Source organism: Azospirillum sp. VT-I1 (assembly GCF_055698305.1).
In genome coordinates this window covers 114329-138300 of sequence record NZ_CP168800.1, presented here as the reverse complement: position 1 = coordinate 138300, position 23972 = coordinate 114329, and the positions used below count along the sequence as shown (strand labels likewise).

The window sequence follows — 23972 nt, the reverse complement described above, 5'->3', positions numbered from 1 at the left end:
TGGAAGACGCTGCGGACGAGCGCGCATCCCCTGGCAGTAAGGCAAGCATACTCCTTCAACCCCAAAGCAATCTCTTGCGAAATTGTCACAGGGCCGCAGTCCTCAGCCAAAAGGATGAAGAAGATGCTTAACCGTTAAGAGCGCTGAATGATGGATCCCCGCCGAATACTTTAGGCAGCAACATCGACGGGGGTGCGATCCTTGGTGGCGATTTCAACGGCCCGGTTGAAGTCCCGCGACATGCTCTCCCCCTCGAAGGCCAGATGGATGCGGTTATGCTCCACCGCCTTCACCACGACCGCGGCCTCCGCCCCATAGCGGTCGAGGCGCAGATGCCCGGTGGTGCCGGCCAGCGAGCGGCCGTCGGTCGCCGTCACCGGATCGATCATGGCGCCGCCGATCGACAGGTTGCGGACGGTCACCGCCAGACGGTCGCCGCCGATCAGCAGGGTTCCCATCTCCTCCACCTGATAGCGCGGCTTGCGCCGGCGGTCGGCGTCGCCGGTGGAGGTGCGGACGATGCGCACCAGGACCTGCCGCAGGGATTCGATGGAGCGGGCAACGTCGCCGGAGCCGTTCTTGACCTGGGTCGCCTGTTCGCCGGTGCGGTCGGCTTCCTCGGACACGGCGGCGATGCGGAACGACACCTCCTGCGCGGCGGTGGAGGTTTCCACCACGTTGCGGCTGATCTCCTGGGTGGCGGCCGACTGTTCCTCCATCGCGGCGGCGATGGACCCGGCGATGTGGTCGATCTCGGCGATGGTGCGGCCGATCTCCTCCACCGCCTGCACCGCCTCGTCGGTCACCGCCTGGATGGCGGTGATCTGCCGGGTGATCTCCTCGGTCGAGGTGGCGGTCTGGTTGGCGAGGTTCTTCACCTCCTGCGCCACGACGGCGAAGCCCTTGCCCGCCTCGCCCGCGCGGGCCGCCTCGATGGTGGCGTTCAGCGCCAGCAGGTTGGTCTGCCCGGCAATGGACTGGATCAGGTTCACCACCTCGCCCACCTTCGCCACCGTCTCCGACAGCGACCGGATGGTGGCCTGGGTGTGGTGGCCGCTCTCGACCGCGCGGCGGGTCACCGCGCTGGAATGGGCGACCTGGGACGAGATCTCGCGGATCGAGGCGGCCAGCTCCTCGCTGGCGGCGGCCACCGTCTGCGCGTTGGCCAGCGCCTGGCCCGCCGCCGACGCCACCGTCTGCGCGTTGATGCTGACCCGCTCGGCAGAGCCGGACATGCCCTCGGCATCGTCGGCCATGGAGCCGGTGCGCTGGGCCACCTCCTCCACCGCGCGGCCGGCCTCGCGTTCCACGGTCGATGCCATGGCCTCCAGCGCGCGGCGCCGCTCCTCGTCGGCCTGGCGGGAACGCTCGGCGCGCTCCTGCACGGCGTAGCAGAGCCGGGCCTTCAGCCCGCGCAGCTGGCCGGCGACGGGGTGGAACTCCGCCGCCGCCGGCAGGTCGATGATGTGGGTCTGGTCGTTGCGGGCGATGGCGTCGAAATCAAGGGAGAAGTCGGCGAGCGGCCGCCGCACCGTCCGCAGCAGCAGGAACCCGCAGAACACCGCCGCCAGCAGCACGCCCAGCCCGGCGGCCATGGCGAACACCAGATGCCACCGGAAATCCTCCAGCGCGCCTTCGTATTCCGCCTTGGCGACGGACAGCTGCAGCTGCAGCAGGTCCTTGTTGGTCTGGAAGGCGGCCTGGAACAGCGGTTCGACCCGGTCGCGGACCAGAACCTCCAGCCGCAGCGAATCGCCCTGGCGCGCCAGCTCCATCGCCGGCCGCAAGCCGTCGTTCAGGAAGGCTGCGCGCTGCTTGGCGAAGCGCTCCGCCAGCACCGCCTCCTCCGGCGTCAGGTAGGTGGTGAGATAGTCCGCCCATAGCCGGTCGATGGTGGCGGCGTTGGCGACGATCCGCGCCTCGCGCCCGGCCATCACCTTGGCGTCGGTACCGTCGCGGGTGTCGATGATGAGCCGCTGCAGCGTCTGCACATTGTCGCGCATATGGTCCAGGATCTCGCCGATCTGCACCGCCGGCACCGTCCGGTCCTCGTACACCGTCTTCAGCGAGGCGTTGCTGTCGGCCATGCCGCGCAGCGTGACGCCGCCGACCGCAAGCATCGCCAGGATCATGAAGGTGAAGATCAGGGTCAGCCGGCCGGTCACGCTCGCCGTCCAGCGCCGGATCGCCGCGCCGGCGCCCCGGCCCACCGCCTGCCCGTCGCGCACCGTCAGATGGCGCGCCCGCCCTTCGCGGATGTCGGCATAGAGCCGCTCCGCCGCCGCCACCTGCTCGCGCGTGGGCTTGGTGCGGATGGAGATGAAGCCGGTCACCTTGCCGTCCTCGATCACCGGCGTGACGTTGGCCCGCACCCAATAGAAGTCACCGGTCTTGGTCCGGTTCTTCACCAACCCTTCCCACGGGCGCCCGTCCTTGATCGTCGCCCACAGGTCGGCGAAGGCCGCCTCCGGCATGTGGGGATGCCGGATCAGGTTGTGCGGCGCGCCGATCAGCTCGGACTCCGCATAGCCGCTGATGTCGACGAAGGCCTTGTTGACGAAGGTGATGCGCCCGCCCGTGTCGGTACGCGACACCAGCAGGACGCCGTCTTCCATCACGATTTCGCGGTCGGTGATCGGTTCGTTCAGGCGCATGGACGGGGGCCTCGTCAGGCAAAGGGCATGTTTGGCGGCGCGATGGGCGCAACCGGACTTCAGACCAGGGGCACCGCACCGCCGAAAAATGGCGATGGTTCGGGGCAGATAGCGGAATGGAGTTTCATCTACTCTGGGTAGGCACCCCTCCGCACTGACACAGATCAAGTCAGCAAGAGGCATGCCATGCACAACGAAATCGCCGGAAGCGCCCGTTCGGGGAAAACCCCTATGGGCAGCAAGGCCGATTGAGCCATGGGGCGGGGGCGGCGCTCCGCACTCCGCCGCAGACGGCGTCGCAATTTGCGAACTGAAACGCGGGCCGGGCGTGAAATTGCCAAATTGCAAAAGACCGGGTCGCGGATGCGAATACAGGCACTTGCATGAGCAAATCGAGATAAAAGAAAAGCCCCTCGCTCGACTTGGAGAGAGGGGCTTCAGGACTGCGACATTTCGTCGCAACAACTATACACAGGCAGAGACGGCCACGACGCCTCAGGACTTCGCCATCAGCTGCTCAAGCCAGTGGATGTCGTAATTGCCATCGATGAAGGCCTGCTGGGCGATGATGCGGTCATGCAGCGGCAGCGTCGTCTGGATGCCGCCGATCACATACTCTTCGATCGAACGGCGCAGGCGCATCAGGCACTCGTTGCGGGTGGTGCCGTGGACGACCAGCTTGGCGATCAGGCTGTCATAGTGCGGCGGCACGCGGTAGCCGTCATACAGCGCCGAATCGACGCGCACGCCCAGGCCGCCCGGCGCGTGATAGCCGTCGATTTTGCCCGGCGACGGGATGAAGGTCTCCGGATTCTCGGCATTCACACGGCATTCGATGGCATGGCCCTCGAAGCGGATGTCCGACTGGCCGTAGCCCAGCGGCGCGCCGGCGGCGACGCGGATCTGTTCGCGGACCAGATCGATGCCGGTGATCATCTCGGTGATGGTGTGTTCCACCTGCAGGCGGGTGTTCATTTCGATGAAATAGAACTGCCCGTCCTCGAACAGGAACTCCATCGTGCCGACGCCGCGATAGCCGATGGCCGCCGCGGTCTTGGCCGCCAGGGCGCCGATGTATTCGCGCTGCTCGGCGTTCAGTGCGGGGCTCGGCGCCTCCTCGATCACCTTCTGGTGCCGGCGCTGGACCGAGCAGTCGCGCTCGCCGAAATGCACGCAGGCGCCGTGGGTGTCGCCCAGCAGCTGGATCTCGATGTGGCGGGGCCGGCCGAGATACTTCTCGAGATAGACCTCGTCGTTGCCGAAGGCGGCGCGCGCCTCGCCACGGGCCAGCTGGTAGGCTTCCTTCAGCTGGTCGGGGTTGCGGGCGACCTTCATGCCCTTGCCGCCGCCGCCCGCCGCCGCCTTGATCAGCACCGGATAGCCGGTCTCGTGGGCGATCTTCTCCGCCTCTTCCAGCGTCGAAACAGGGCCGTCGGAGCCGGGCACCACCGGCAGTCCCTGTTCCATCACCGTCTTCTTGGCGGTGACCTTGTCGCCCATGATCCGGATATGCTCCGGCGTCGGGCCGATGAAGGTGAAGCCGTGCTCCTCCACCATCTCCGCGAACTGGGCGTTTTCGGACAGGAAGCCGATGCCGGGATGGATGGCGTCAACATTGGTGATCGACGCCGCCGACAGGATTGCCGGAATGTTGAGGTAGCTGTCGCGCGCGGACGCCGGCCCGATGCACACGCTCTCGTCGGCGAGGCGGACGTGCATGGCGTCGGCGTCGGCGGTGGAATGCACCGCCACGGTCTGGATCCCCATCTCGCGGCAGGCGCGGTGGATGCGGAGCGCAATCTCACCACGGTTCGCGATCAGGACCTTTTCGAACATCGCCAAGGGAATGCCCCGCTTACTCGATGATGAGGAGAACTTCGCCGAATTCGACCGGCTGGGCGTCGGACACCAGCACCTCGGCGACGGTGCCGCCGCGCGGGGCCTTGATCGGGTTCATGACCTTCATCGCCTCGATGATCATGATGGTCTGGCCGGCCTTGACCACGTCGCCCGGCCGGACGAAGGGCGTGCCGCCCGGCTCGGCCGCCAGATAGGCGGTGCCGACCATCGGCGAGGTCACCGCGCCCGGATGGCTGGCCGGCTTGGCAGAGGCCGCAGCCGCCACGGCGGCGACCGGAGCGGCCGCCAGGACCGGGGCGGCCTGGACGGCGACCGTCTGGGCGGCGGTCGGCCGGGTGACGCGGATGCGCTTTTCGCCCTCGGCGAACTCGATCTCGCTCAAGCCCGTCTCACGCAGGAGGTCCGCCAGCTTGCGGACCAGATCGCCGTCGATGTCGAAGCTCGCCATGATGTCAGTCGTTCCCGTTTCCTTAATCGCGGTCGATGATGTTCGCGATGGCGTCCAGCGCCAGAAGATACCCGTGCGGCCCGAACCCGCAGATCATCCCCCTCGCCACCGGCGAGATGTAGGAGTGATGACGGACCGGCTCGCGTTTGAAGATGTTCGACAGATGGACCTCGATCACCGGCAGCTCCGACAGGATCAGGCTGTCCATGATCGCGACCGAGGTGTGGGTGTAGGCGCCGGCGTTGATGACGATGCCGTCATTCTCCGTGCGGGCCTGCTGAATCCACGAGACCAGTTCGCCTTCGTGGTTGGACTGCCGGAAATCCACGGTCAGACCCAGCGTGTCGGCACGCTCGTGGCAGGCGGCCTCCAGGTCGTCCAGGGTCATCGACCCGTAGATTTGCGGCTCCCGCACGCCCAGCATGTTGAGGTTCGGCCCGTTGAGGACCAGAATCGACGCGTCGATGGCCACGGCCCGCGCCCCTTTTCCATGATCGAAACCGCGCGTTTATAGCACGAAGCACCGTCCTGTCCATGGCGACGCGGGCCCATGGCGCGGAAAAGCGCGCCTGCGGCCCCCGCACTGCCTGCCGCCGGCCCGCTCCGCACCGGGGTTCAGGGGAGCGGCGGAACGGTGTGGCGGGCCAGCAGCTCACGGTAGACTCCTGCGCCTTCAGCGCCTTGAGCCCGTCGTTGAAGGTGGCCAGCGTCGCCTCCGCCCCCGGCGTGGCACGCCCGACCACCAGATGGAAGGCGACGACGGCATAGGGACGGTCGGACACCCGGATGTCGTCGGCAAGTCCGGAACGGGCGATGGCGGCGGCGGCGCTGTACTCGTCGATCACGAAGGCGTCGGCCCGCCCGGTCGCCACCATGCGCACGCAGGCCCCCAGGTCGGACGGGGTCTGGCGCGTCAGCTGCCCCTGCCCGGCCAGTTCCTCCAGCTCGGGCGGCAGGGCATAGCCCACCGGCTGGCAGACGGTCCGGCCGCGGAACCCGTCCAGGCCGCCGGAGCCGCCCCCGGGCCGCCCGTCGAAGCTCATCGCCGTGCGGTTCGACATGTAGACGAACTGGCGCACTTCGATCAGCGGATCGGAGAACAGAACCTCCCGCTCGCGCTCCGGCGTGCGGACATAGGGGAAGGTGGCCAGGAAACGGCCGGCGACCACCCCGTCGTACCCGCGCTTCCACGGCATGAAGCGGACGGCATACTGGCGGCCGGACTGGGCGAAGGCCCGGCGGGCCAGATCGGTCACCAGCCCGCCGCCCGGCAGTTCCTCCCCCGTATAGGGGGCATAGTCGCCGCCGGTCACCAGATCGAGCCCGGTGTAGGGCGCCGGCGCCGGCTCCACCGCACCGGAATCGGGCGATTGCCCGGCGGCCGGCGCCGCAAACAGCAGCAGGGCCGCAATGAAAGCCGTCAAGATGGCCGGCATGGTGGCAGGTATGGCACCGCCGGCCCTCTCCGCGACCATTCCGCAGGCCAATCGCACGCCCATTGCCGCCCCTTCCCGCCCCCGCGCGGTCCGTTCGGTCATCGTCCGCAAGCTCCGCGGATCTAACGGCCTTTCCGCGATCCTGTAAAGAGCGCGCAGGGACGGCCTCCGGTCACTCCGCCGCGGCCGGGGCGGCTTCGCGGGCGCGGCGGCCGGCCGGGTCGGTGTAGAGGTCGTTGATGCGCTGGACATGCACCGCCGTCGCCTCGCGGATGGCGAAGATCGCCTTGCGCGCCCGGCCGCCCCAGCCCGCCGGCTGCTTGGCGAAGATCGGGCGGAAGAAGCGGGTGTTGACCAGGAAAGCCTGCCGCAGGTTCAGGTCGACGTCACCGAAACGGTCGCTCAGGCCCGCGGCGATGCGGCGGGCGAAGAACTGCCGGAGCTTGAAGTGGCCGGCCAGGAACAGCCCGCCCAGCAGCAGGGCGGTGCCGATCAGGCGGGGGGACAGGCCGCCGTCGGGATTGTCGAACAGCCAGCCGAGGAAGGTGCCGATCCCGCCGCCCACCATGTGCAGCACGCCCCCAAGCAGCACCAGCAGGAGAACGCCCCACACCGCGTCGCCGATCAGCACCCGCCGGCGCCACGCCGCCATCGCCTCGCGCAGCTTGGGGATCACCTCGCCCTCAAGCTCCTTGGTCAGGCTGTCGATGGAGCCGATGATGCGGTAGGCGCGCGCGACCTCCACCTCGTTGATGCGGGTGTGGATCTCGGCAAGGTCGTGGTCGCGCCGCGCCTCGTAGCGGGCACGGCGGCCGTCGTCGTCGATGGCGACGGCGGAGCGCTGGTCGTAGATGGCGTAGAAGCGGCCCGACACCAGCCCGGCCTGGGCGATCGCGCGCTGCCAGGCGCCGAACACCGCCTCCAGATTGTCCTCCTTCGCCGTGGTGTCGACCTGATTCAGGATGTAGCAGACCTTGCGGGCGTCGGCGCGGTTCACCGTCTTGGCGACCAGGTGGCGCAGCGTGTCCTGCATGGCGCCCGGTTCCGGGTGGCGGGCGTCGAAGAAGACCAGCACGAGGTCCGACAGCTCGACGATATGGTCGACAAGCCGCAGGACGGAGCGGCGCTGGTCGTCGGCGTCGAAGCCCGGCGAATCGATGAAGATCTTGCCCTTGGTCCGCGGCCCGGCCAGCGTCTTCAGCTGCAGGTAATTGTCGATCCGCTTCCCCTCGCCGGCCGCCACCTTCTCGATCTCGTCGGCGATGCGGTAGAAGGGAAAGCGCGGGTCGGCGTTCAGCGCGGTGCCGGGCAGCGCCTCCTTCCGGGTCTCCGGCCCGTGGCAGATGACGGTGAACTTGTCGTCCACCGCCTGGTTGCCGGTGTTCTGCAGCGCCTCTCCCAGATAGCCGTTGAGGAAGGTCGACTTGCCGGCCGAGAAGGTGCCGAGCACCGCGACCATCGGCCACCAGGGAATGCGCGTGGTCAGCGATTCATGGCGGTCGATCAGACCCAGCCCGGCCAGGATCCGGTCGAAGGCGCGGAAGGTCGGGAGGACCGGCAGCAGGTTGGGGTTTTCCGCGCGCAGATGGGCATCCAGGGCCGCAAGGCGCTGCTGAAGGGCTTGCCGGGGGGTCATGGTCGGTCAGGTTCCAAAATGGCACGGAATGGCACGGAGCGCTGGCGCGCGGGGCTTGCGACCGAAGCCGGACCCGGCGGGGCGCCGGCCCGGATAAGTCCGGCCCTGTCTAGCACGGGCGGGGCGGCGTCCGGACATGAAATCTCCCTCATACTCCATGCGGGGGACCGTGCGCCGGGCATGTGCCCGGAAAGGCGGGCAGCGATCGGGTGCCGGCGGAACAGGAAGCGCGAGCGGAGCGTTGTCCTGCCATGGACAACGACGGCGGCACCGACGATCCCCCTCCGCCCCTCCCCTCCCCGCGCCGGAGGAGGAGCACCGGCTGACCGCGGAGGAGCTGGCCTTCCTGCTGCGCGATCCGGCGGCGCGGGCGCGCGAGGCCGAGCGTGCCGCGCGTTCCAACCGCAACCGTACCGAACGCCGTGCCGCCGATCCCGCCTATGCCGAGCGGCTGCGCGCCGGAGACCGGGAGCGCCAGCGCCGTCGCCGCCTGCGTGAGTCCATCGGCCGTCCGGAACCGCCGGAAGCCCCCGCCGCCCCCCTGCCCGACCTGAGCGAAGCCGAGGCGGCCCGGCGCCTGACAATCCATCTGGAGCGGAGCCCGGGCGCGCAGGCCGCGCAGTTGCGCAGCCGCCCCGAGCGCGTCCGGCTCTATGCCGAGGCGTTTGTCGTCTACCGCACCCTTTCGGCCGGCGGCGGCCGGCCGACCCGCGGCGCGCTGGCCGCCCTGCTGAAGTCGCGTTTCGGCCGCAGCGTCACCCCCTCCCAGGTCCAGAAGCTGCGCGACCATGTGGAGGCGTTCGCCGCCCCCGGCGGACCCTGGGCGCCCGGCGGCGCCCCCGTGCCGACGCCTGTCCGAACGAGGGGTGCAGGCAAGGCCGATACGGATAGTCACGCATCGGGCCGGGAACGCCGGTGAATCGCGCCCCGGAGACGGTCCGGAGACGTCGTTTAATATGGTTAATTATCTGTTAATGCTTCCCTGACCAACGGATCCGTCCATCCCCACGCCGAATGCGGTGCGTGACGGGTTGTATCGGCCTCGTTCATGTGAAAAATTACTTTGCCGCTGCATGATTATTTGCCGCAACCAGAAGGTTTGCCATCACCATTTGTAGCAGTTCTAATTCCTTCTGGATTCGAACGGTTGATAGCTGAATTTCGAAAGCTGTCGATCCAACCATTGGGTGATCCAAAAGACATGGGGATTTCCGCCAAGGGATGGGTGTAGAGTGTGGACAAAGTGCTCGTGCAATTGACTCTGGGCGCGGCGGAAATAATTCAAACCTGTAACAAAGCAACTCCTGCGAATGTTTCTCCACCACCGATACCTATCGGAATATGGCGCCCATATAACAATATTCAAAAGTTTTCTCTTGAAATTTGGAAAAGAACGTGCAATCAATCCTTTCATTCTCGCAAAGAGAGGCGATGGAAGACTGGCTATCGGAGACCTATGGACATGAGTGAACCGACGGCGCGCAAAAGGGGACGACGCGGATCGCCGGAGTCCTGGTCTGTGGATGCCCATGTCGGGCAGCGCGTGCGGATGCGCCGGACCTTGCTGGGCATGAGCCAGGAGAAGCTTGGCGAGGCCATCGGCCTGACCTTCCAGCAGGTCCAGAAATACGAACGCGGTTCCAACCGCATTTCCGCCGGAACCCTCTATCGCCTGGGCCAGGTCCTGGACGTTCCGGTCAGCTTCTTCTTCGACACCTACAACGACCCGGACGGATCCCGCCAGCGCCGCGGCGGCTTCGAGGAGTCCGACGACGCCGGCACGCAGATCAGCCGGCGCGAGGCCCGGCTTCTGCGCCTGTGGCGCGCCGCCCCGTCCCATGTGTCGGACGAGATGCTGTCGCTGCTCTCCGCCCTCTCTCCCGAAATCAGGGAGCCGCCGGAGGGATCCGGGGAAGACGGCGGCGACGATGGTGAACCGCCGTCCTTCGAAGGCTCTCCGTCATCCGGCGGCGCAGGCGACGGCTGGACCGGCGCCGCGGCCGGCACGGTCATCGAAGCGGACGGAGCCCGCGCCTCCAGCCGGGCGGCCCGCAGCGATGGGCCGCGGGTCAAGGCGGCGGCCGACGGATCGGGCAATGGCAAGGGCAAGCGCCGCCGCCATGGCGCGGTGTGGGACCCGACCGACATCCTGCGCGCGTCCAAGCCCTCGCCGCGCAGCTGACGGCGGGAAGCGGCTGCCGGCCCCATTGGCGCAAGCCGCACGGCATTGCAGGCACCCCATACGAAAAGCCCCGCATCATGCGATGCGGGGCTTTTTCGATTGGCTGTTCAGTACCGGCCCGGCGCAAGCGCCCGTGCGCCGGCCTTACCGGCTGCGCATTTTACCAGCTGCGCACCGGGCCGACATCCAGATGGACGAAGCCGCTGCGCGGGTAGAAGCCGACGCCGCCGCCCTGCATCGCCTTCGCCGTCTCGGAGATGGCGCGCAGCTGCGTGTCGGGCAGGCGGATATCGATGGCCATGCCGCGGGTGTGGTAGCTTTCCTTCGCAACGCCGCGCGACCGGCGGCGCGCCATCGCGTTGGTCCGGCGGGACCGGTAGCCGCAGATCACCTCGAACGGGTCGTCGGAGCCGACGCTCTGGTGCACACGGGCCAGCAGGTCGAACAGGCGCGGGTCGTACCGGCAGACCTGCTTGGCGCGGTGGTCGCGCAGAAGCACGTCCAGCTTGCGCAGCGCATCGGGCTTGTAATGCCCGTCAGCCCAATAGACGCCGTCGAAGCGCTCGTTGGTATTGATGTTGTGAAGGCTGAGGCGCCGGACCCCGCCGGCCAGAGGTGCGGCTTCGGCCGATCCCGACCCCAGAAGGACCGGAGCCGCCGTCACGCCGGTCACCATGCCCCCCGTCACGACCCTTGCCGCGACACTCGTCACCGCACCCGAAGCAACCGGAACCGCAGCAGACACCGCCGCGGCGGCAAAACCCAGGAACCCGCGCCGCCCCATGGCCGGAGCGGCACGCTCGTCATCCCCCAAAAGCATCCCCGAACCTCGTCGTTTTGCGTTTTGGCCGTTCTACGATGTGGCCGTTTGGCGTCTGGCGGGTCGCTTGGCGCCCACGTTAGGTGTAAACCTTGTAACCAACGCTGGCCCGGAGCGCTCCGTCTGGCGGGAAACGTCTCCGAACGGCTATTCGTATAGGGAAGGTCATCGGCCTAGGCAATCAAAAAATTTTGCACTGTGACCTTATTGCATAGGCAGGTCATAGGACGGCGGCAGGAAAATCACAGTGGGAGAGTGTTCGTGGAGATTTAGCGCCGCACGCCTCGCCTTCCATTATTGCGTTGCATAGATTGAGCATAAGGGCCGCGCGCACCCCTTCCGATGCGCGACCGGCCACCGCGACAGAGGGTTCCGACATGACTGCTTCCGCCGACCTCCGCAAGCCCCGCAAGCTGGCCGTCCTGGCCTTTGCCGCCGCATCGGCGCTGGCGCTGCTCGGACCTGCCGCGGCGGATGCCCTGCCCTATCGCGACACGCTGACACAGTGGGCCGACCGTCTGGACGGCGCCGCGGCGGAGTTGGACCGTGCCCCCGTCCAGCCTTCCACCCGGATCGGCGAAGGCGGGACGCTCAAGCTCGGAAACAGCGGGGAGCGGGTCGGCCGCCTGTCACAGCGGCTGGCTGAACTCGGCCTGCTGCCGGCCGACAAGGTCTCCGACAGCTTCACGGTCGAGGTCGACCGGGCGGTCAAGGCCTTCCAGCTTTCGCAGCGGATGAAGCCGGACGGGCTGGTGGGCGCCGGCACCCGCGCCGCGCTGGACCGCACGCCGGCGGAGGCGGCAGGCCTGATGCGGCAGAGCGCCGCCGCCATGCGCAGCTTCCGCGACACCGCGCCGGACGACGTGCTGGTGGTGAACCTGACCAACCAGACCACCACGCTGGTCCGCGGCGGGGAAGAGGAACTGACGATGCGCGCCATCGTCGGCCGGCCGTCGCGCGAGACGCCGCTGCTGACCGACCGCATCACCCACATCATCGTCAACCCGACCTGGACGGTGCCGCCCACCATCCTGAAGGAGGACAAGCTGCCGATGCTGCGGGCCAAGGGGGTGCCCGGCATCCAGAACGCCATCATCTATCTTGACGGGCAGGAGGTGGCGCCGGAGACGGTCGACTGGTACGGCGTCAGCCCCGGGCGGGTCCGCATCGTCCAGCAGCCGGGCGACCACAACGCACTGGGCCGCTTCCGCTTCAACCTGACCAACCCCTACGACATCTACCTGCACGGCACCAACGAGCCGCGCCTTTTCGCGCGGGAGCTTCGTTCGATCAGTTCCGGCTGCGTCCGTCTGGAAGACCCGCGCCGTCTGGCCGAGCTTCTGCTGCAGGGCACCACGGTGACGCCCGCGCGGATCGACCGCATGCTGGAAAGAATGCAGCCGCAATGGGTGAAGCTGGCGACGCCGATGCCGGTCCAATTCGTCTACTGGATCGCGACGGTGGAGGCCGACGGCGCAGTCCGACTGCACCCGGACATCTATGACCGGCTCGAGGATGCGCCGGCCACCGCGGCCGCTCCCCCGGCGGCGGATACGGCGGTGCCGGCCATCGCCCCCGCGGCAACGCCGGCGTCCGCACCGGTGAACAAGTCCGGCACCGCCGAGGGCGGACCGGTGCAGGAAAAGTCCCCGGCCTGACGGCCGGGGAAACGGTAGGACCGATCGGCGGGGGTCACGCCCGCCGGCGTGTCTTCTTGCTGCGGTTGGGCGGCACGGCGGTGGAGGCCGCTTCCTCCGGCGTCGGCCAGACGTCGCGGTCGCCCCGCATGGGCAGGCCGAACTCTTCGCCCTGGTCGGCAAGTCCGGGCTGTTCGCCCTGGTTGGCGATGGCCAGCACCGGCTCCACCGGCTCGGTCCGCATGGCGGTCGCCTCCGGCCCGCCGGCCGGGTTGGGCTTCAGCGTATCGCGGTAATTGTCCTGGATCGCGATCTCCTCGCTGGCCAGTTCCCAGTTGGCTTCGGCGCGGCCCTCCGGACGGCCTTCGCGTTCCCAGATCTCATGCGCGCGCCGACGGATGCGGCTTTCCAAATCCTCGGCCATACGGGTCCTCTCCTTCACGGCTGGGGTTTCCCCTAATGAACCCCGCCGCGGCCCCGCCGGTTCCGGACCGGGCCCGCATGCCATCCTCGCGGCATGTTCCGCCCCACCGTTTCCGAATGGCAACGCCCGCCCGAAAACCGCCTGAATTGCCGCAATTCCGCCGCTTGTCGTTTGAATTAATACCTTTGGGATGATATTGCACCGCGATCAACCGGCGGTCCCGCAAATTGTGGCTGGGCCAAGCGACGGGACCGATATGTTGCGCATCTTCAGGCCGAACGCCGTCTCCACCGCCTTCCCCGTCGGGGCAGCCGACGCCGTCCGCAGCCATGGCGCCGCAGTGGCCACCGGGCTCCGGACCGGCCGTTCGCGTGGCAGCCTGTTGAGCGCCGCACTGCTGGCCTGCGTCATCGCCCTGCCCGCCGAGGCCGCTCCCGACGCACGCCCCCAGCGTCCGCCCGCCGCCAAGGCGGAACCCGAAAAGCCGGCAGCCGCGCCCGCGAAGGCGGAAGACAAGGCGACCGGCGGACCGGTTCTGCAGCTCGGCATCTATTCCCGCGACGGCGACGCCTGGTGGAGTTGGAAGAGCCTGCAGCAGCGCCAGCCGGAACTGGCCGCCGGCCTGACCGCGTCGGTCATGCTGCTGGACGGCAAGAGTGAGGCCGGAGGGGTGGCGCTCTACGCCCAGATCGCCAACGGCACGGATCCGAAGGTGCTGTGCCGCCGCATCGTCGGCGCCGGCTTCGGCTGCCTCGTCGTCGACCGTCCGCCGGCCGCGGCGACACCCGTTCAGGCTGCGCCCGCCCAAACTGCACTCACTTCGGCCGCCATGGCGAAGGCCGCTCCCGACGCCAAGGCGTCGGCCGCTCCCGCGGTCACCGCTCAGCCCACGGTAGCGGCAGTCCCCGTGCCGGCAGAACCGCCCAAGCCGCCGGCCGTGACCGTCGCCGTGGCACCGCCTCCCGCACCGGCCGCCGCACCAGCCGTCGATGCGAAGCCGCAGCCCGCCTTGCGGGCCGAGGCCCAGGCCGGGACGACAACTTCCGTGCTGGCGCCCATCGGCTCCGCCGCCGCCGCACCGCTGGCGCCGCCGCCTCCGTCGGTCGCCGCTGCCGTGCCGCCGGTCGATGGGCTGGTCATCTACAACGAGGAAGACGCCCGCACGATGGCCGACATCGAGCAGCACAGCCGCCGCAAGGGCCGGCTGCGCTCGGTGATGCCAGATTCGCGCTATGACGTGATGCCGGCGACGCTGAAGAGGGAAAACTGGAACCTCTGCGCCCTGACCTTCGACGACGGGCCGCACCGCGTGGTGACCCGGCAGGTCCTGGACATCCTGAACCGCGAGGGCGTGCGCGCCACCTATTTCCCGGTTGGCCGCATCGCCGAGCGGCAGGGCGAACTGATCCAGGACTTCGTCGCCGGCGGGCACGAGATCGGCAACCACAGCCTGACCCATTCCGACCTGCGCAAGATGGACGCGGCCGCTGCGCGTTACGAGATCGCGGAGACCAACCGCATCCTGCGCGAGTTCGGGGCCAACCCGGTGCTGTTCCGCCCGCCCTACGGCCGCTATTCGGAAGAGCTGCTGGCCGTCGCGCGGGAGGAGCGCATGGGATCCGTCCTGTGGTCGGTCGACACGCGCGACTGGCAGGTGCGCAACGCCGACAAGATCGTCAGCCAGATCAAGCTGGGCGGCATGCCGGGCAACGTCTTCCTGATGCACTCGACCTATCCCAGCACCGCGCAGGCCTTGCCGCGCGTGATCGCGGAGCTGCGGGCCAAGGGCTGCGAGTTCGTCACCCTGTCGGAATGGCTGGACCGGGCGCGCAATCTGGCGCTGCCGAAGATCATCAACGCCGGCATGCCGGCCCCTGCCGCCGGAACCCCGGCCGAAAGACAGTAAAGGAACGCCGGTAAGCGGCGGGTGCGCCTTACTTGGCGCCCTTGGCGTCCTGCTGCTTGCGGTTCTGGGCATACTGGCGGATCGCGCCCTCCACCTCCGGCGGCAGGATCGTCCAGGTGGCGCCGAAGGTGGCCCCCTTGACCTCCACCACCGAAACGGTCGCGGCGAAGGTGAATTTGCCGGCCGGGTCGTCGACGCGCACCGACACCCGGGCATTCTGTCCGACGATCAGCGACCCGTCGAAGCCGCGGGCGACGAAGCCTTTCGGCGTCAGCGACACGATTGGGAAGCTCTTGCCGTCGCATTCCACGACGCTGACCGGCATGCGCCCGGCCGGCTTGGCCGGCTTCTGATCCTTCACCGTGACCTTCAGGAAGTCGAAAAGCCCCATACCGCGCCCCCAGAAAACCACCCCGCCCAGCCGGGGACCGGGCGAGTGCCGCCCTTTCCGCGATTAAACGCGGGCACCGTCCGGCGAGCAACGGAATCCTGTCTTCGGGGTACTCCGTTCAGGCAAAACCCTGAGTGGATGGAGACGCCGGGCAGAGGCTCAACGGCGGAATCCGCCCTGCATGTCCCCCCAGGCGCGATGCGCCCGCCTGACCGACAGCACCGTGAAGGGCAGCAGGGTGACGAGGACCATCGCCATCGCGGCCATGATCGACAGCGCCCCCAAGGCATCGGAGGCGGGCAGCCGCGCCGCCAGACCGGCCAGCAGATGCAGGATCAGCGCCCCCAGCACCGACGCCGCCAGCAGCGGCCCGGCAAGGGCGGTCAGCAGGGCGATGGCGCCCGTCTGCCGGGGCGGCTTGGCGGCATCATTCCCGCTTTGCGGCCAACCGGACCGGACCGTTTCGGATCGGACCGCCGAATACGGCATGCCGGCAACGCCGCGCGCTACGCTCCGCATGGGCACCTCCGCTCTGGCTGTTCTTCCGCATGTCCGTTCGGCCGAATCCGACCGGATTGGTCGGAATACCGAAGGGACCGGTCCGGGAACTATAGGATGCTTTTTCCGGCTTGGCTAAAATCCAAACCGATTAACCCCTTGCGCATGGCCGAGCCTGACCGTCGGCCTAAAGTACAGGCATCGAAGGTACAGGTTCCGGGTTTGGGCACGCCACAAGCCATGGCCGCCGGCCGAGCCCGCGGTCTCCACAGAGGCTGTGGATAACTGTGTGGGCAAGCCGTGGGCAGCCCCGATTCGCACTAGGCGATTCAAGGCCCCGGTGGTGTTTGCCCAAAAATGAGGCAAATGAATTAAGCAACTGATTTATAAGGAGAAACCTCTATTCTCCACCCCAAGGGCTTGGCCGGCGTGTCAACCGAAATCTGTCACATTCCGCCCGACCCCAGGATTTCACACCCGGTTGTGCCCTGTTGACAACTGCCTCCAAGGGCATTGCACCATTGTTACGGGTAGGGCAACCTTCGTCCCTCGCCCTATGACCTTGGTTATGGCCGGGCTCCGCAACCCTTGTCCGGCCTATGCGTCGGTCTTCACCCAACAGCGCAGCACCTCCGCCACGCTCCAGGCCTGCGATATGCAGCCGCGCGGCGTAAAGGGCGCCTCCGCATCGAAGATCTCGCTGATGGTTCCGATGCCGGCCTCGTCCAGATGCGGCAGGAAGCCCTCCAGCAGCCGGCGCGCGCCCGCCTTGTCGTCCGGGTGCAGCTTCAGCCACGCATCGACGTAAGCACCGATCAGCCAGCCCCAGACGGTGCCCTGGTGATAGGCGGCGTCGCGCGCCCGCAGGTCGCCGAAATACTTCGCCTTGTAGTCGCGGCAGCCCGGCGCCAGCGACCGCAGCCCGACCGGGGTCAGCAGGCGGTTGCGAACCGTCTCCACCACCGGCTCCCACCGTTCGCGCTCCAGAACGGGATGGTCGAGCGAGACGGCGAAGATCTGGTTGGGCCGGCAGGCGATGTCGTCGCCATGCTCGCCATCCACCACGTCGAACAGGTGGCCCGCCGACGGGCACCAGAATCGCGCATTGAAGGAGGCGCGCGCCTGCTCGGCCAGCTCCTCCAGCGGACGGGCGGCGGCCTCGCCGTCCTCCTCGCGCAGCCAGCCCGCCATCAGCCGCAGGGCGTTGTGCCACAGCGCGTTGATCTCCACCGCCTTGCCCCGGCGCGGCGTGACCACCCAGTCGTCGACCTTGGCGTCCATCCAGGTCAGCTGGTAGCCCTCCTGCCCCTGGCGCAGCAGCCCGTCCCTGGGATCGACGCCGATGCCGAAGCGGGTGCCGCGGCGGTGGAAGTCGATCACCTCGCGCAGCTTGGGCAGCAGCAGGCGCAGAGTGTCGCGGTCGCCGGTGACGCCCAGATAACGGTGCAGGGCGTGGAAGAACCACAGCGTCGCGTCGGCGGTGTGGTACAGCCCGCGGTCCTTGCCGTCGGGGAACATGTTGGGGATCAGGCCGTCGCGGATGTAATGGCCGAAGGTGTGCAGAATCCAGCCGGCCTCCATGTGGCGGCCGGTGGCGAGCGTCAGCCCCTCCAGCGCGATCATGGTGTCGCGGCCCCAGTCGGTGAACCAGTGGTAGCCGGCGATCACCGTCCGCACCTCGTCACCTTCCGCCCGGGCCCGCATCTGGTCGGCGACGCGCCCGGCCGGCACGAACAGGAAGCTGTCGGCCGATAGAACCAGCTCCGCCATGGAGCCGTCGCGCAAACTGGGATGGGCGTTCTGGATGATGCGGCGGCGGCGTTCGGTCTCGAACCCCAGCACATCTGCCGGCGGCAGGGCCTCCAGCCGCCACCACTCCTCGGTCGCCGCGGCGAAGGTGATGCTCTGGCCGGCCCCGACCTCGCCGGCGAAATAGCCGGGCGTCCACAGTGAGCCGCGCGCCTGATAGCCGCGCTCGTCCTCCACCCGGTAATAGACGTCGCGGCGGATGCCGCCATCGAGCGTCATCGGGAAGTCGCCGCCTTCGATCGCCATGCGCAGCACCGGCAGGTCGGGACCGGCCGACACCTCGTAGCGCTGCCCGGCGGCGGTGATGCGGTAAGCTCCGGCCAACGGCCGGTCCACCGCCGATTCCAGCGTGCGGAAGGCCAGCACCGGCCGCAGCCGCAGTTGCACCGGCGATTTCGCCTCCAGCACGCGGTAGGTGACATGGACGATGTTCTGGCCGTGCGGCAGGACGATCTGCTTCTCGATCACCGCGCCGCCGGCCCGGAAGCGCCAGACGGGAAGCCCCGCCTCCAGGCGGAACTCCTGCAGGGCGGCAGTCTGCCCCTCCTCGCCGGCCTGTTGGTCGCCGCCCGCCGGATCGCCGCCGGTGTCGCGGCAGCTCAGCCGGAACCTGCGGCCGTCGGCGTCGGTCACCACGTCGGTCAGCTGGCTCAGCATCAGCACGCGGCCGAGCGGGGCCGGCAGCGCTGCGACCAGCAGCCCATGATAGCGCCGCGTCACCGCCCCCGACACTGAACCGGAGGCATAGCCGCCAAGGCCGTTGGCGACCAGCCATTCACGGGTTTCGGCGCCGTTCGGGCCGGTGTTCAGGACCTCGCGCGACAGGGTGCGGACGAAATCAGCCATTGGGGACCTACGCTCTGCTTTCGGTTTCCTACTCCTTGGAAACCGCGATGACGGGGGTTGTGTTGCCTCCCGCATCGTCGCTTTTCGTCGGAAAATCGCGCGCCGGCCCCAGAACCAGCGCGGCATGGCCCGGCAGGCGCCAGGAGCCGTCCGCCTGTTCCACCGGTGCGGTGCCGCAGCCGCCATAGGCCGGCTCCTCGCTCGACCATGCCAGGGTCCAGGCACCGTCCTGCGGCGGGGCCAGCAACGGATCGGACAGCGCCCGCAAGGTGAGGTCGCGGCCGAGATTGACCAGCACCAGCCGGTCGTCCCCCTCCCGCTCCCCGAAGAAGCGCAGCAGGAATGCCTCCTCCCCCAGCACGGCGCCGTCCAGCCCGCCCATCCGCTGGGCGGCGAAGACCGCATCCTCGCGGCGCAGGCGCAGCAGGTCGCGGTGGAGCGCCCAGACCGTGGCGTTGCCTTCCCGCTCCCGGTGGTCGAGCTTGCAGCGGGTGAAGCTGTCCTCCGCATGGGGCTTGGGCAGGGCCGCGCGCGTCGCCGGCTCCGCGATGCTGGGGAACTGGGCCAGGAACTCCGCCCTGCCCTTTTCGACCAGCCCGGCCAGCTCCGGCTTGTGGTCGGCGAAATAGAGGAAGGGGGCGCTGGCGGCGAACTCCTGCCCCTGGAACAGCATCGGCGTGCCGGGTCCCAGCAGGATCAGCGCCGTCATCGCCCGCAGACGCCCCGGCGTGGTCAGCGCGTGCAGCCGCAGCCCGCGGGCGGAGTTGGCGATCTGGTCGTGGTTCTGCAGGAAGGTGACGAAGGCCGGACGCGGCACCGTGAAGGCCGGCATGCCGCGCCGCTTGCCCTGCCAGCGATACCACTGCCCCTGATAGAGGAAGCCGTGCTTCATCGCCGACACGAACTCCTGCGGCGTGCCGCGGTAATCGGCGTAGTAGGCCTCCGTCCGGCCGGTCAGCGCCACCGTGGCGGAATGGTGGAAATCGTCGTTCCAGATGGCGCAGAGCCCGCAGCCCCCCTCCTCGGCCGGCTTCACCATGCTGGCGTGCTGCGGCTCGTTCTCCCCCACCAGGATGGCGGCGCGGTCGCCGGCGGCCTTGCGTACGGTACGGGAGATCTCCGTCAGGATGTGCGGTTCACCACTGTCGAAAATCGACTGGGTGGCGTCCAGCCGCAACCCGTCCAAGTGATACTCTTCGATCCAGAAGGCGGCGTTGGTCAGGAAGAACTCCCGCACCGCTGCGGAGTTGGGGCCGTCGAAATTGATCGCCTCGCCCCATTCGTTCTTGTAGCGGTCGGTGAAATAGTCGTCGGCGAAGCACTTCAGATAATTGCCGTCCGGACCCAGGTGGTTGTAGACCACGTCGAGGATGACCGCGAGGCCCAGCCGGTGCGCCCCGTCCACGAAGCGGCGCATGGCGTCGGGGTCGCCATAGAGCCGGGTCGGCGCGAACAGGTTCACCCCGTCATAACCCCAGCCGAAGCCGCCGGGAAACTCCGACACCGGCATCAGTTCCAGCACCGTGACGCCGAGATCGGCCAGCGCCGGCAGTTCCTGCAGCGCCGCATCCCAGCTGCCTTCCGGCGTGAAGGTGCCGATGTGCATCTCGTAGATCACCTGCCCCCGGATCGGGCGGCCCTGCCAACCCCGGTCGCTCCAGGCGAAGCGGTGGGGGTCGACCAGCTGCGAGGGACCATGCGGCCCATCGGGCTGAAAGCGCGACATCGGATCGGGAAGAAGCGTCTCCCCGCCGTCCAGCCGGAAGCGGTAGAGCCCGCCGGCCCCCAGCCCCGTCACGGTGCCGGAGAAATAGCCGTTCCCTTCGTCGTCCAGCGCCGTCGCCCGCCCATCCGGTTCGGCGACCAGTTCGACCCGCTTGGCCTTGGGCGCCCAGACGCGTGCGTGGACGCCGCCAGGCAGCAACTCCACGCCGACGGGCCAGCGGCGAGTGACGGTGGCATGAGGCTGTTCGGCAGGCGGGACTGCGGCGGAGATTCTCACGGCGAATGGTCCCCGAAGGCATGAGGCAGACTCGCCTCGTGGGTAAGGTCAACAGGAGCGGGGCGGCGTGGTCACGCGGGGAATGGGGAAATTGTTTCGAGGGCTAAGGGGTTTTCGGGAGAGTGTCGGCTTCGGGTGCCCCCACCCCGACCCTCCCCGCTCTCAGCGGACCTATGGTCCGCCTGTCGCGTCAGCACAAAGCTCTGCTTTGTGCGAGAGCTGGGCGGGGAGGGAGTAAGCGCTCACGCAGGAGGGCGGGAGGTCGGGTGGTGGGCTGGCTTCGCAAGGAACCGACTGCCACCCTCAAACCCGCTCCCCGAAGCTCCGCGCGGCGGCGTCGATCACCAGCGGGTGGGCGCGCAGCGCGGTCAGCGCCGCTTCGACCTTGTCGTCGGTGACCTCCAGCGTCACCAGCACGTCCGAGCGGTCGCCGCGTTCGGCGTCGCGCTCCTCCCGGCCCTTCTGCACGACGTTGCCGAAGCGGTCGCGCAGGCTGCCGACGATCTCGGCCTCCACGCCCCGGCCGCGTTCGGCAGGATAGGCATAGACCAGTTCCATGACGCTCTCCCTTCTCTGCTCAGCCCTGCGGGGCGAAGACGACACGCATGCAGTCGTCGGTCTTCTCCTTGAACATGCGGTAGCCCTGCGGACCCTGGTCCAGCGGCAGGCGGTGGGTCAGCAGATACGACGGGTCCAGCTCGCCCTTGCGGATGTGCTCGAACAGGCGCTCGGCATAGCGCTGGCCGTTCTGCTGGCCCATGCGGAAGGTCAGGCCCTTGTTCATCGCCGCGCCCATCGGGAACTTGTCGATCAGCCCGCCATAGACGCCGACGATCGACAGGGTGCCGCCCTTGCGGCAGCTCTCGATCATCTGGCGCAGCACCGCCGGCCGGTCGCTCTGCAGCCCCACCGCCTGCTTGGCCCGGTCGTACAGATCCTCCACCGGGTTGGACGCGCTGTCCGCCTCCATGCCGACGGCGTCGATGCAGACGTCGGGACCGCGCCCGCCGGTCATCGCCTGCAGCGCGTCGAAGATGTCGACGCGGCTGTAGTCCAGCGTCTCCGCCCCCGCCTTCATCTGGGCTGCGCGCAGCCGGTCGGGGAAGCGGTCGATGCCGATCACCCGCTCCGCCCCCAGCAGATAGGCGCTGCGGATCGCCATCTGGCCGACGCCGCCGCAACCCCACACCGCCACCACGTCGCCCGGCCTGATGCCGGCCATGTCGGCGGCCATGTAGCCGGTCGGCACCGCGTCGGACACGAACAGCGCCTTGTCGTCGCTCACCCCTTCGGGCACGCGGACGGTGTTGAAGTCGGCATAGGGCACCCGGATATACTCGGCATGGCTGCCGGCATAGCCGCCGAAGGCGTGGCTGTAGCCGAAGATGCCGGCGCCGCAATGGCCGTAGGCGGTGCGTGCATAGTCCGGGTTGGGGTTGGAGTTGTCGCACAGCGAGCTTTCGCCATGCCGGCAATGGCCGCAATGGCCGCAGCCGATCACCGAGATGGTGATGACCCGGTCGCCACGGTTCAGGTAGCGGACCTCCGGCCCCTTCTCCACGATCTCGCCCAGGAACTCGTGGCCGATGATGTCGCCGGGCCGCATGGTCGGCACATAGCCGTCGATCAGATGCAGGTCGGACCCGCAGACCGACGACAGCGCAACCTTGACGATCACGTCATGGGGATTGACCAGGACCGGGTCGGGCACGCGCTCCACCCGCAGGTCGTTGGTTCCGTTCCAGCAGAGCGCCTTCATTCCATCGCCTCCCGGAAGCTGCCGGAGGTTCCGCCCCGCGGCTGGCGGTCGATGGTGGACAGTTCCCCCGTCTCCACCCGCTGCTTCAAGCGGCGCAACGCCTCCTCCGCCTGCGCCTCCGGGGTGACGCCGAGGCGCGCCGCGACCTCCGTCGCCGGGACGCGGTAGACCAGCGTCAGCCGCACCTCCGTCCCACGGTCGCCCGGCGCCGGGCTCAGCATCAGCGAGGCGCGGTGCGGCAGCGCCGTCTCGCCAACCGTGTGCCAGGTCAGCAGCCGGTCCTCGTCGACGCGGTCGAGCACGCAGCGCCAGCTGAGATCCTCCCCGCCCGGCCCCTTTTCACCGGCCATGCGGCCGGACGCGGCGATCCACCGGCTTTCGGTGGCCGACAGCACGTCGACCCGCTCCAGCTGCGGCATCAGCTTCGGGATGTTGGCGAAGTTGCGCCAGAAGCGAAAGACCGTCCCCGGTTCGGACGCGATGGTCACGACCGCCTGGGTGCGTTCCGGCGTGAGCGACCGGCGGCGCGATGCCGGGACATGGCTGCGCCAGGTGCCGGGATCGGGCGCCGGGAGGAGGGCGCGGCCGCCGAAGGGCTTCAGGCCCAGGGCACCGGCGGCGAACAGCCCGGCTCCGCCCAACGCCATCATCGCCCCGCCCCAGCCCGACCGCTGGAGCCCCAGTACGCCCAGCGCGGTGCCGCCCACCATTGCGAGCCAGCGGCCGCCGGTCGCAGCGTCGCCCGACCCGATCAGGCCCTTACCCGACCGCAGGGAGTCCGGCTGAGGCCAGCGGCCCTGCCCGGTCAAACTCTTCGACGCCATCGCCGCTCCTTTCCAGTCTGTGCAATGCCTTTGGACAGAGAACAGCCGGGTTGCGGCTTCGTTGCCGTGAGGCATGACCCGCTTTATGCCATGACCCGCTTTATGCATGACCCGATGCGCAGCAACCCTGCGGCGTCCCGGCTGTTACCATCGGCAGCAAAGATCGGAAGGGAGGATGGCCGTGCCACTTCTGGACGCCACCATGGGCATCGCCGAAGCCGAAGGTTATCGGCCGGCAACCCTGGAAACCGACCGCGGCCCGGTGGAGGCCCGCTACTATCCGGTTCCGGGCGGCGAGTTGGCGGTGCTTTGGGTCGGAGGAATCGGCGGCGGCTTCGACACGCCGGCGCGCGGGCTCTATCCGCGGCTCGCCGCGGACCTGACCGCCGACGGCGTCGCCTCGTTACGGCTGCAGTTCCGCGACCCGCGCGACCTGGAGCAGGCGGTGTACGACGTGCTGTGCGGGCTGAGCTTCCTGGGCCGCCAGGGCATCCATCATGTGGCGCTGGTCGGCCATTCCTTCGGCGGCGCGGTGGTCATCCAGGCGGCAGCCTCCAACCGCGGTGCCGTTTGCACCGTGGTGGCGTTGGCGACCCAGGGCTACGGCACCGATCCGGTGACCGATCTGGCCTGCCCCATCCTGCTGATCCACGGCGAAGCGGACGAGATCCTGTCGCCCAGCTGCTCCATCCACGTCCACCGCAAGGCCCGCGAACCGAAGAAGCTGGTCCTGGTCCCCGGCACCGGCCACGCCCTGGAGGAGACATCCGAAGCGGTCTGCCGCGAGGTGCGCGACTGGCTGAAAGCGTATCTGCTGGAGCGGTAAGGGGAGCGCATGCA

The 23972-nt window shown here is 68.6% G+C and carries 18 protein-coding genes and 2 pseudogenes; 5 read left to right on the top strand and 15 right to left on the bottom strand.

All coding sequences use genetic code 11. The features are described from left to right. Positions 1 to 170: 170 nt before the first annotated feature. The 6 genes and pseudogenes from AB8P05_RS00680 to AB8P05_RS00655 all read right to left on the bottom strand — a co-directional run bounded on the left by AB8P05_RS00680 (position 171) and on the right by AB8P05_RS00655 (position 8034). A complete protein-coding gene (locus tag AB8P05_RS00680) occupies positions 171 to 2654 on the bottom strand; it encodes a methyl-accepting chemotaxis protein (protein ID WP_472758404.1) in 2484 nt (827 codons plus the stop codon). A gap of 495 nt (positions 2655 to 3149) precedes the next feature. Then, the gene (gene accC, locus AB8P05_RS00675; protein ID WP_472759354.1) at positions 3150 to 4490 is read right to left on the bottom strand and encodes an acetyl-CoA carboxylase biotin carboxylase subunit; all 1341 of its coding nucleotides are present in this window, start codon (positions 4488 to 4490) and stop codon (positions 3150 to 3152) included. 19 nt (positions 4491 to 4509) lie between these two features. Beyond that, positions 4510 to 4962: an acetyl-CoA carboxylase biotin carboxyl carrier protein gene (accB, locus tag AB8P05_RS00670; protein WP_455171400.1), complete on the bottom strand. Its 453-nt coding sequence runs from the start codon at positions 4960 to 4962 to the stop codon at positions 4510 to 4512. A 22-nt stretch (positions 4963 to 4984) separates the two neighbouring features. Beyond that, on the bottom strand, positions 4985 to 5434 hold the full coding sequence (gene aroQ, locus AB8P05_RS00665; RefSeq protein ID WP_012973695.1) for a type II 3-dehydroquinate dehydratase: 450 nt from the start codon (positions 5432 to 5434) through the stop codon (positions 4985 to 4987). Positions 5435 to 5687: 253 nt separating this feature from the next. Further along, positions 5688 to 6398, bottom strand: a pseudogene (locus tag AB8P05_RS00660) (substrate-binding periplasmic protein); the annotation flags it as partial. A gap of 172 nt (positions 6399 to 6570) precedes the next feature. Continuing rightward, positions 6571 to 8034, bottom strand: a complete 1464-nt coding sequence (locus AB8P05_RS00655) for a dynamin family protein (RefSeq protein ID WP_472758403.1) — start codon at positions 8032 to 8034, stop codon at positions 6571 to 6573. Between the two features lie 241 nt (positions 8035 to 8275). On the opposite strand from AB8P05_RS00655, the gene AB8P05_RS00650 reads away from it, so the two are divergent. Continuing rightward, positions 8276 to 8953, top strand: coding sequence for a hypothetical protein (locus AB8P05_RS00650; RefSeq protein ID WP_472758402.1), 678 nt, complete (start codon positions 8276 to 8278; stop codon positions 8951 to 8953). Positions 8954 to 9496: 543 nt separating this feature from the next. Then, positions 9497 to 9752 (top strand): annotated as a pseudogene (locus AB8P05_RS00645) (helix-turn-helix domain-containing protein); the annotation flags it as partial. Positions 9753 to 10376: 624 nt separating this feature from the next. Here the strand turns inward: AB8P05_RS00645 and mepK are convergent. Continuing rightward, positions 10377 to 11036 (bottom strand): peptidoglycan L,D-endopeptidase MepK, encoded by a 660-nt coding sequence (gene mepK / locus AB8P05_RS00640; protein WP_472758401.1) that lies wholly within the window; start codon positions 11034 to 11036, stop codon positions 10377 to 10379. A gap of 377 nt (positions 11037 to 11413) precedes the next feature. Here mepK and AB8P05_RS00635 point away from each other — a divergent pair, with 377 nt between their 5' ends. Continuing rightward, a complete protein-coding gene (locus tag AB8P05_RS00635; protein WP_472758400.1) occupies positions 11414 to 12694 on the top strand; it encodes a L,D-transpeptidase family protein in 1281 nt (426 codons plus the stop codon). 34 nt (positions 12695 to 12728) lie between these two features. Here the strand turns inward: AB8P05_RS00635 and AB8P05_RS00630 are convergent, their stop codons facing one another. After that, complete coding sequence (locus AB8P05_RS00630; protein WP_455171393.1) at positions 12729 to 13097, bottom strand: DUF2934 domain-containing protein; 369 nt, start codon at positions 13095 to 13097, stop codon at positions 12729 to 12731. A gap of 256 nt (positions 13098 to 13353) precedes the next feature. On the opposite strand from AB8P05_RS00630, the gene AB8P05_RS00625 reads away from it, so the two are divergent. Continuing rightward, entirely contained in the window at positions 13354 to 15003 is a 1650-nt protein-coding gene (locus AB8P05_RS00625; protein WP_472758399.1) for a polysaccharide deacetylase family protein, read from the top strand. A 28-nt stretch (positions 15004 to 15031) separates the two neighbouring features. Here the strand turns inward: AB8P05_RS00625 and AB8P05_RS00620 are convergent, their stop codons facing one another. From AB8P05_RS00620 to AB8P05_RS00590, 7 genes are all read right to left on the bottom strand, one after another. Then, on the bottom strand, positions 15032 to 15394 hold the full coding sequence (locus AB8P05_RS00620) for a hypothetical protein (protein ID WP_472758398.1): 363 nt from the start codon (positions 15392 to 15394) through the stop codon (positions 15032 to 15034). A 159-nt stretch (positions 15395 to 15553) separates the two neighbouring features. Beyond that, on the bottom strand, positions 15554 to 15913 hold the full coding sequence (locus AB8P05_RS00615; protein ID WP_472758397.1) for a hypothetical protein: 360 nt from the start codon (positions 15911 to 15913) through the stop codon (positions 15554 to 15556). Between the two features lie 576 nt (positions 15914 to 16489). Then, positions 16490 to 18547, bottom strand: a complete 2058-nt coding sequence (locus AB8P05_RS00610; protein ID WP_472758396.1) for an amylo-alpha-1,6-glucosidase — start codon at positions 18545 to 18547, stop codon at positions 16490 to 16492. A gap of 28 nt (positions 18548 to 18575) precedes the next feature. Continuing rightward, on the bottom strand, positions 18576 to 20549 hold the full coding sequence (gene treZ, locus AB8P05_RS00605) for a malto-oligosyltrehalose trehalohydrolase (protein ID WP_472758395.1): 1974 nt from the start codon (positions 20547 to 20549) through the stop codon (positions 18576 to 18578). A 303-nt stretch (positions 20550 to 20852) separates the two neighbouring features. Beyond that, a complete protein-coding gene (locus AB8P05_RS00600) occupies positions 20853 to 21107 on the bottom strand; it encodes a hypothetical protein (RefSeq protein WP_455171387.1) in 255 nt (84 codons plus the stop codon). Positions 21108 to 21126: 19 nt separating this feature from the next. After that, a complete protein-coding gene (locus tag AB8P05_RS00595; protein ID WP_472758394.1) occupies positions 21127 to 22308 on the bottom strand; it encodes a zinc-dependent alcohol dehydrogenase in 1182 nt (393 codons plus the stop codon). Continuing rightward, a complete protein-coding gene (locus tag AB8P05_RS00590) occupies positions 22305 to 23132 on the bottom strand; it encodes an SRPBCC family protein (RefSeq protein WP_472758393.1) in 828 nt (275 codons plus the stop codon). Before AB8P05_RS00590 ends, AB8P05_RS00595 begins: the two co-directional genes overlap by 4 nt. A 175-nt stretch (positions 23133 to 23307) precedes the next feature. Here AB8P05_RS00590 and AB8P05_RS00585 point away from each other — a divergent pair, with 175 nt between their 5' ends. After that, positions 23308 to 23958 (top strand): alpha/beta hydrolase, encoded by a 651-nt coding sequence (locus tag AB8P05_RS00585; protein ID WP_455171384.1) that lies wholly within the window; start codon positions 23308 to 23310, stop codon positions 23956 to 23958. The last annotated feature ends 14 nt before the right edge of the window (positions 23959 to 23972 follow it).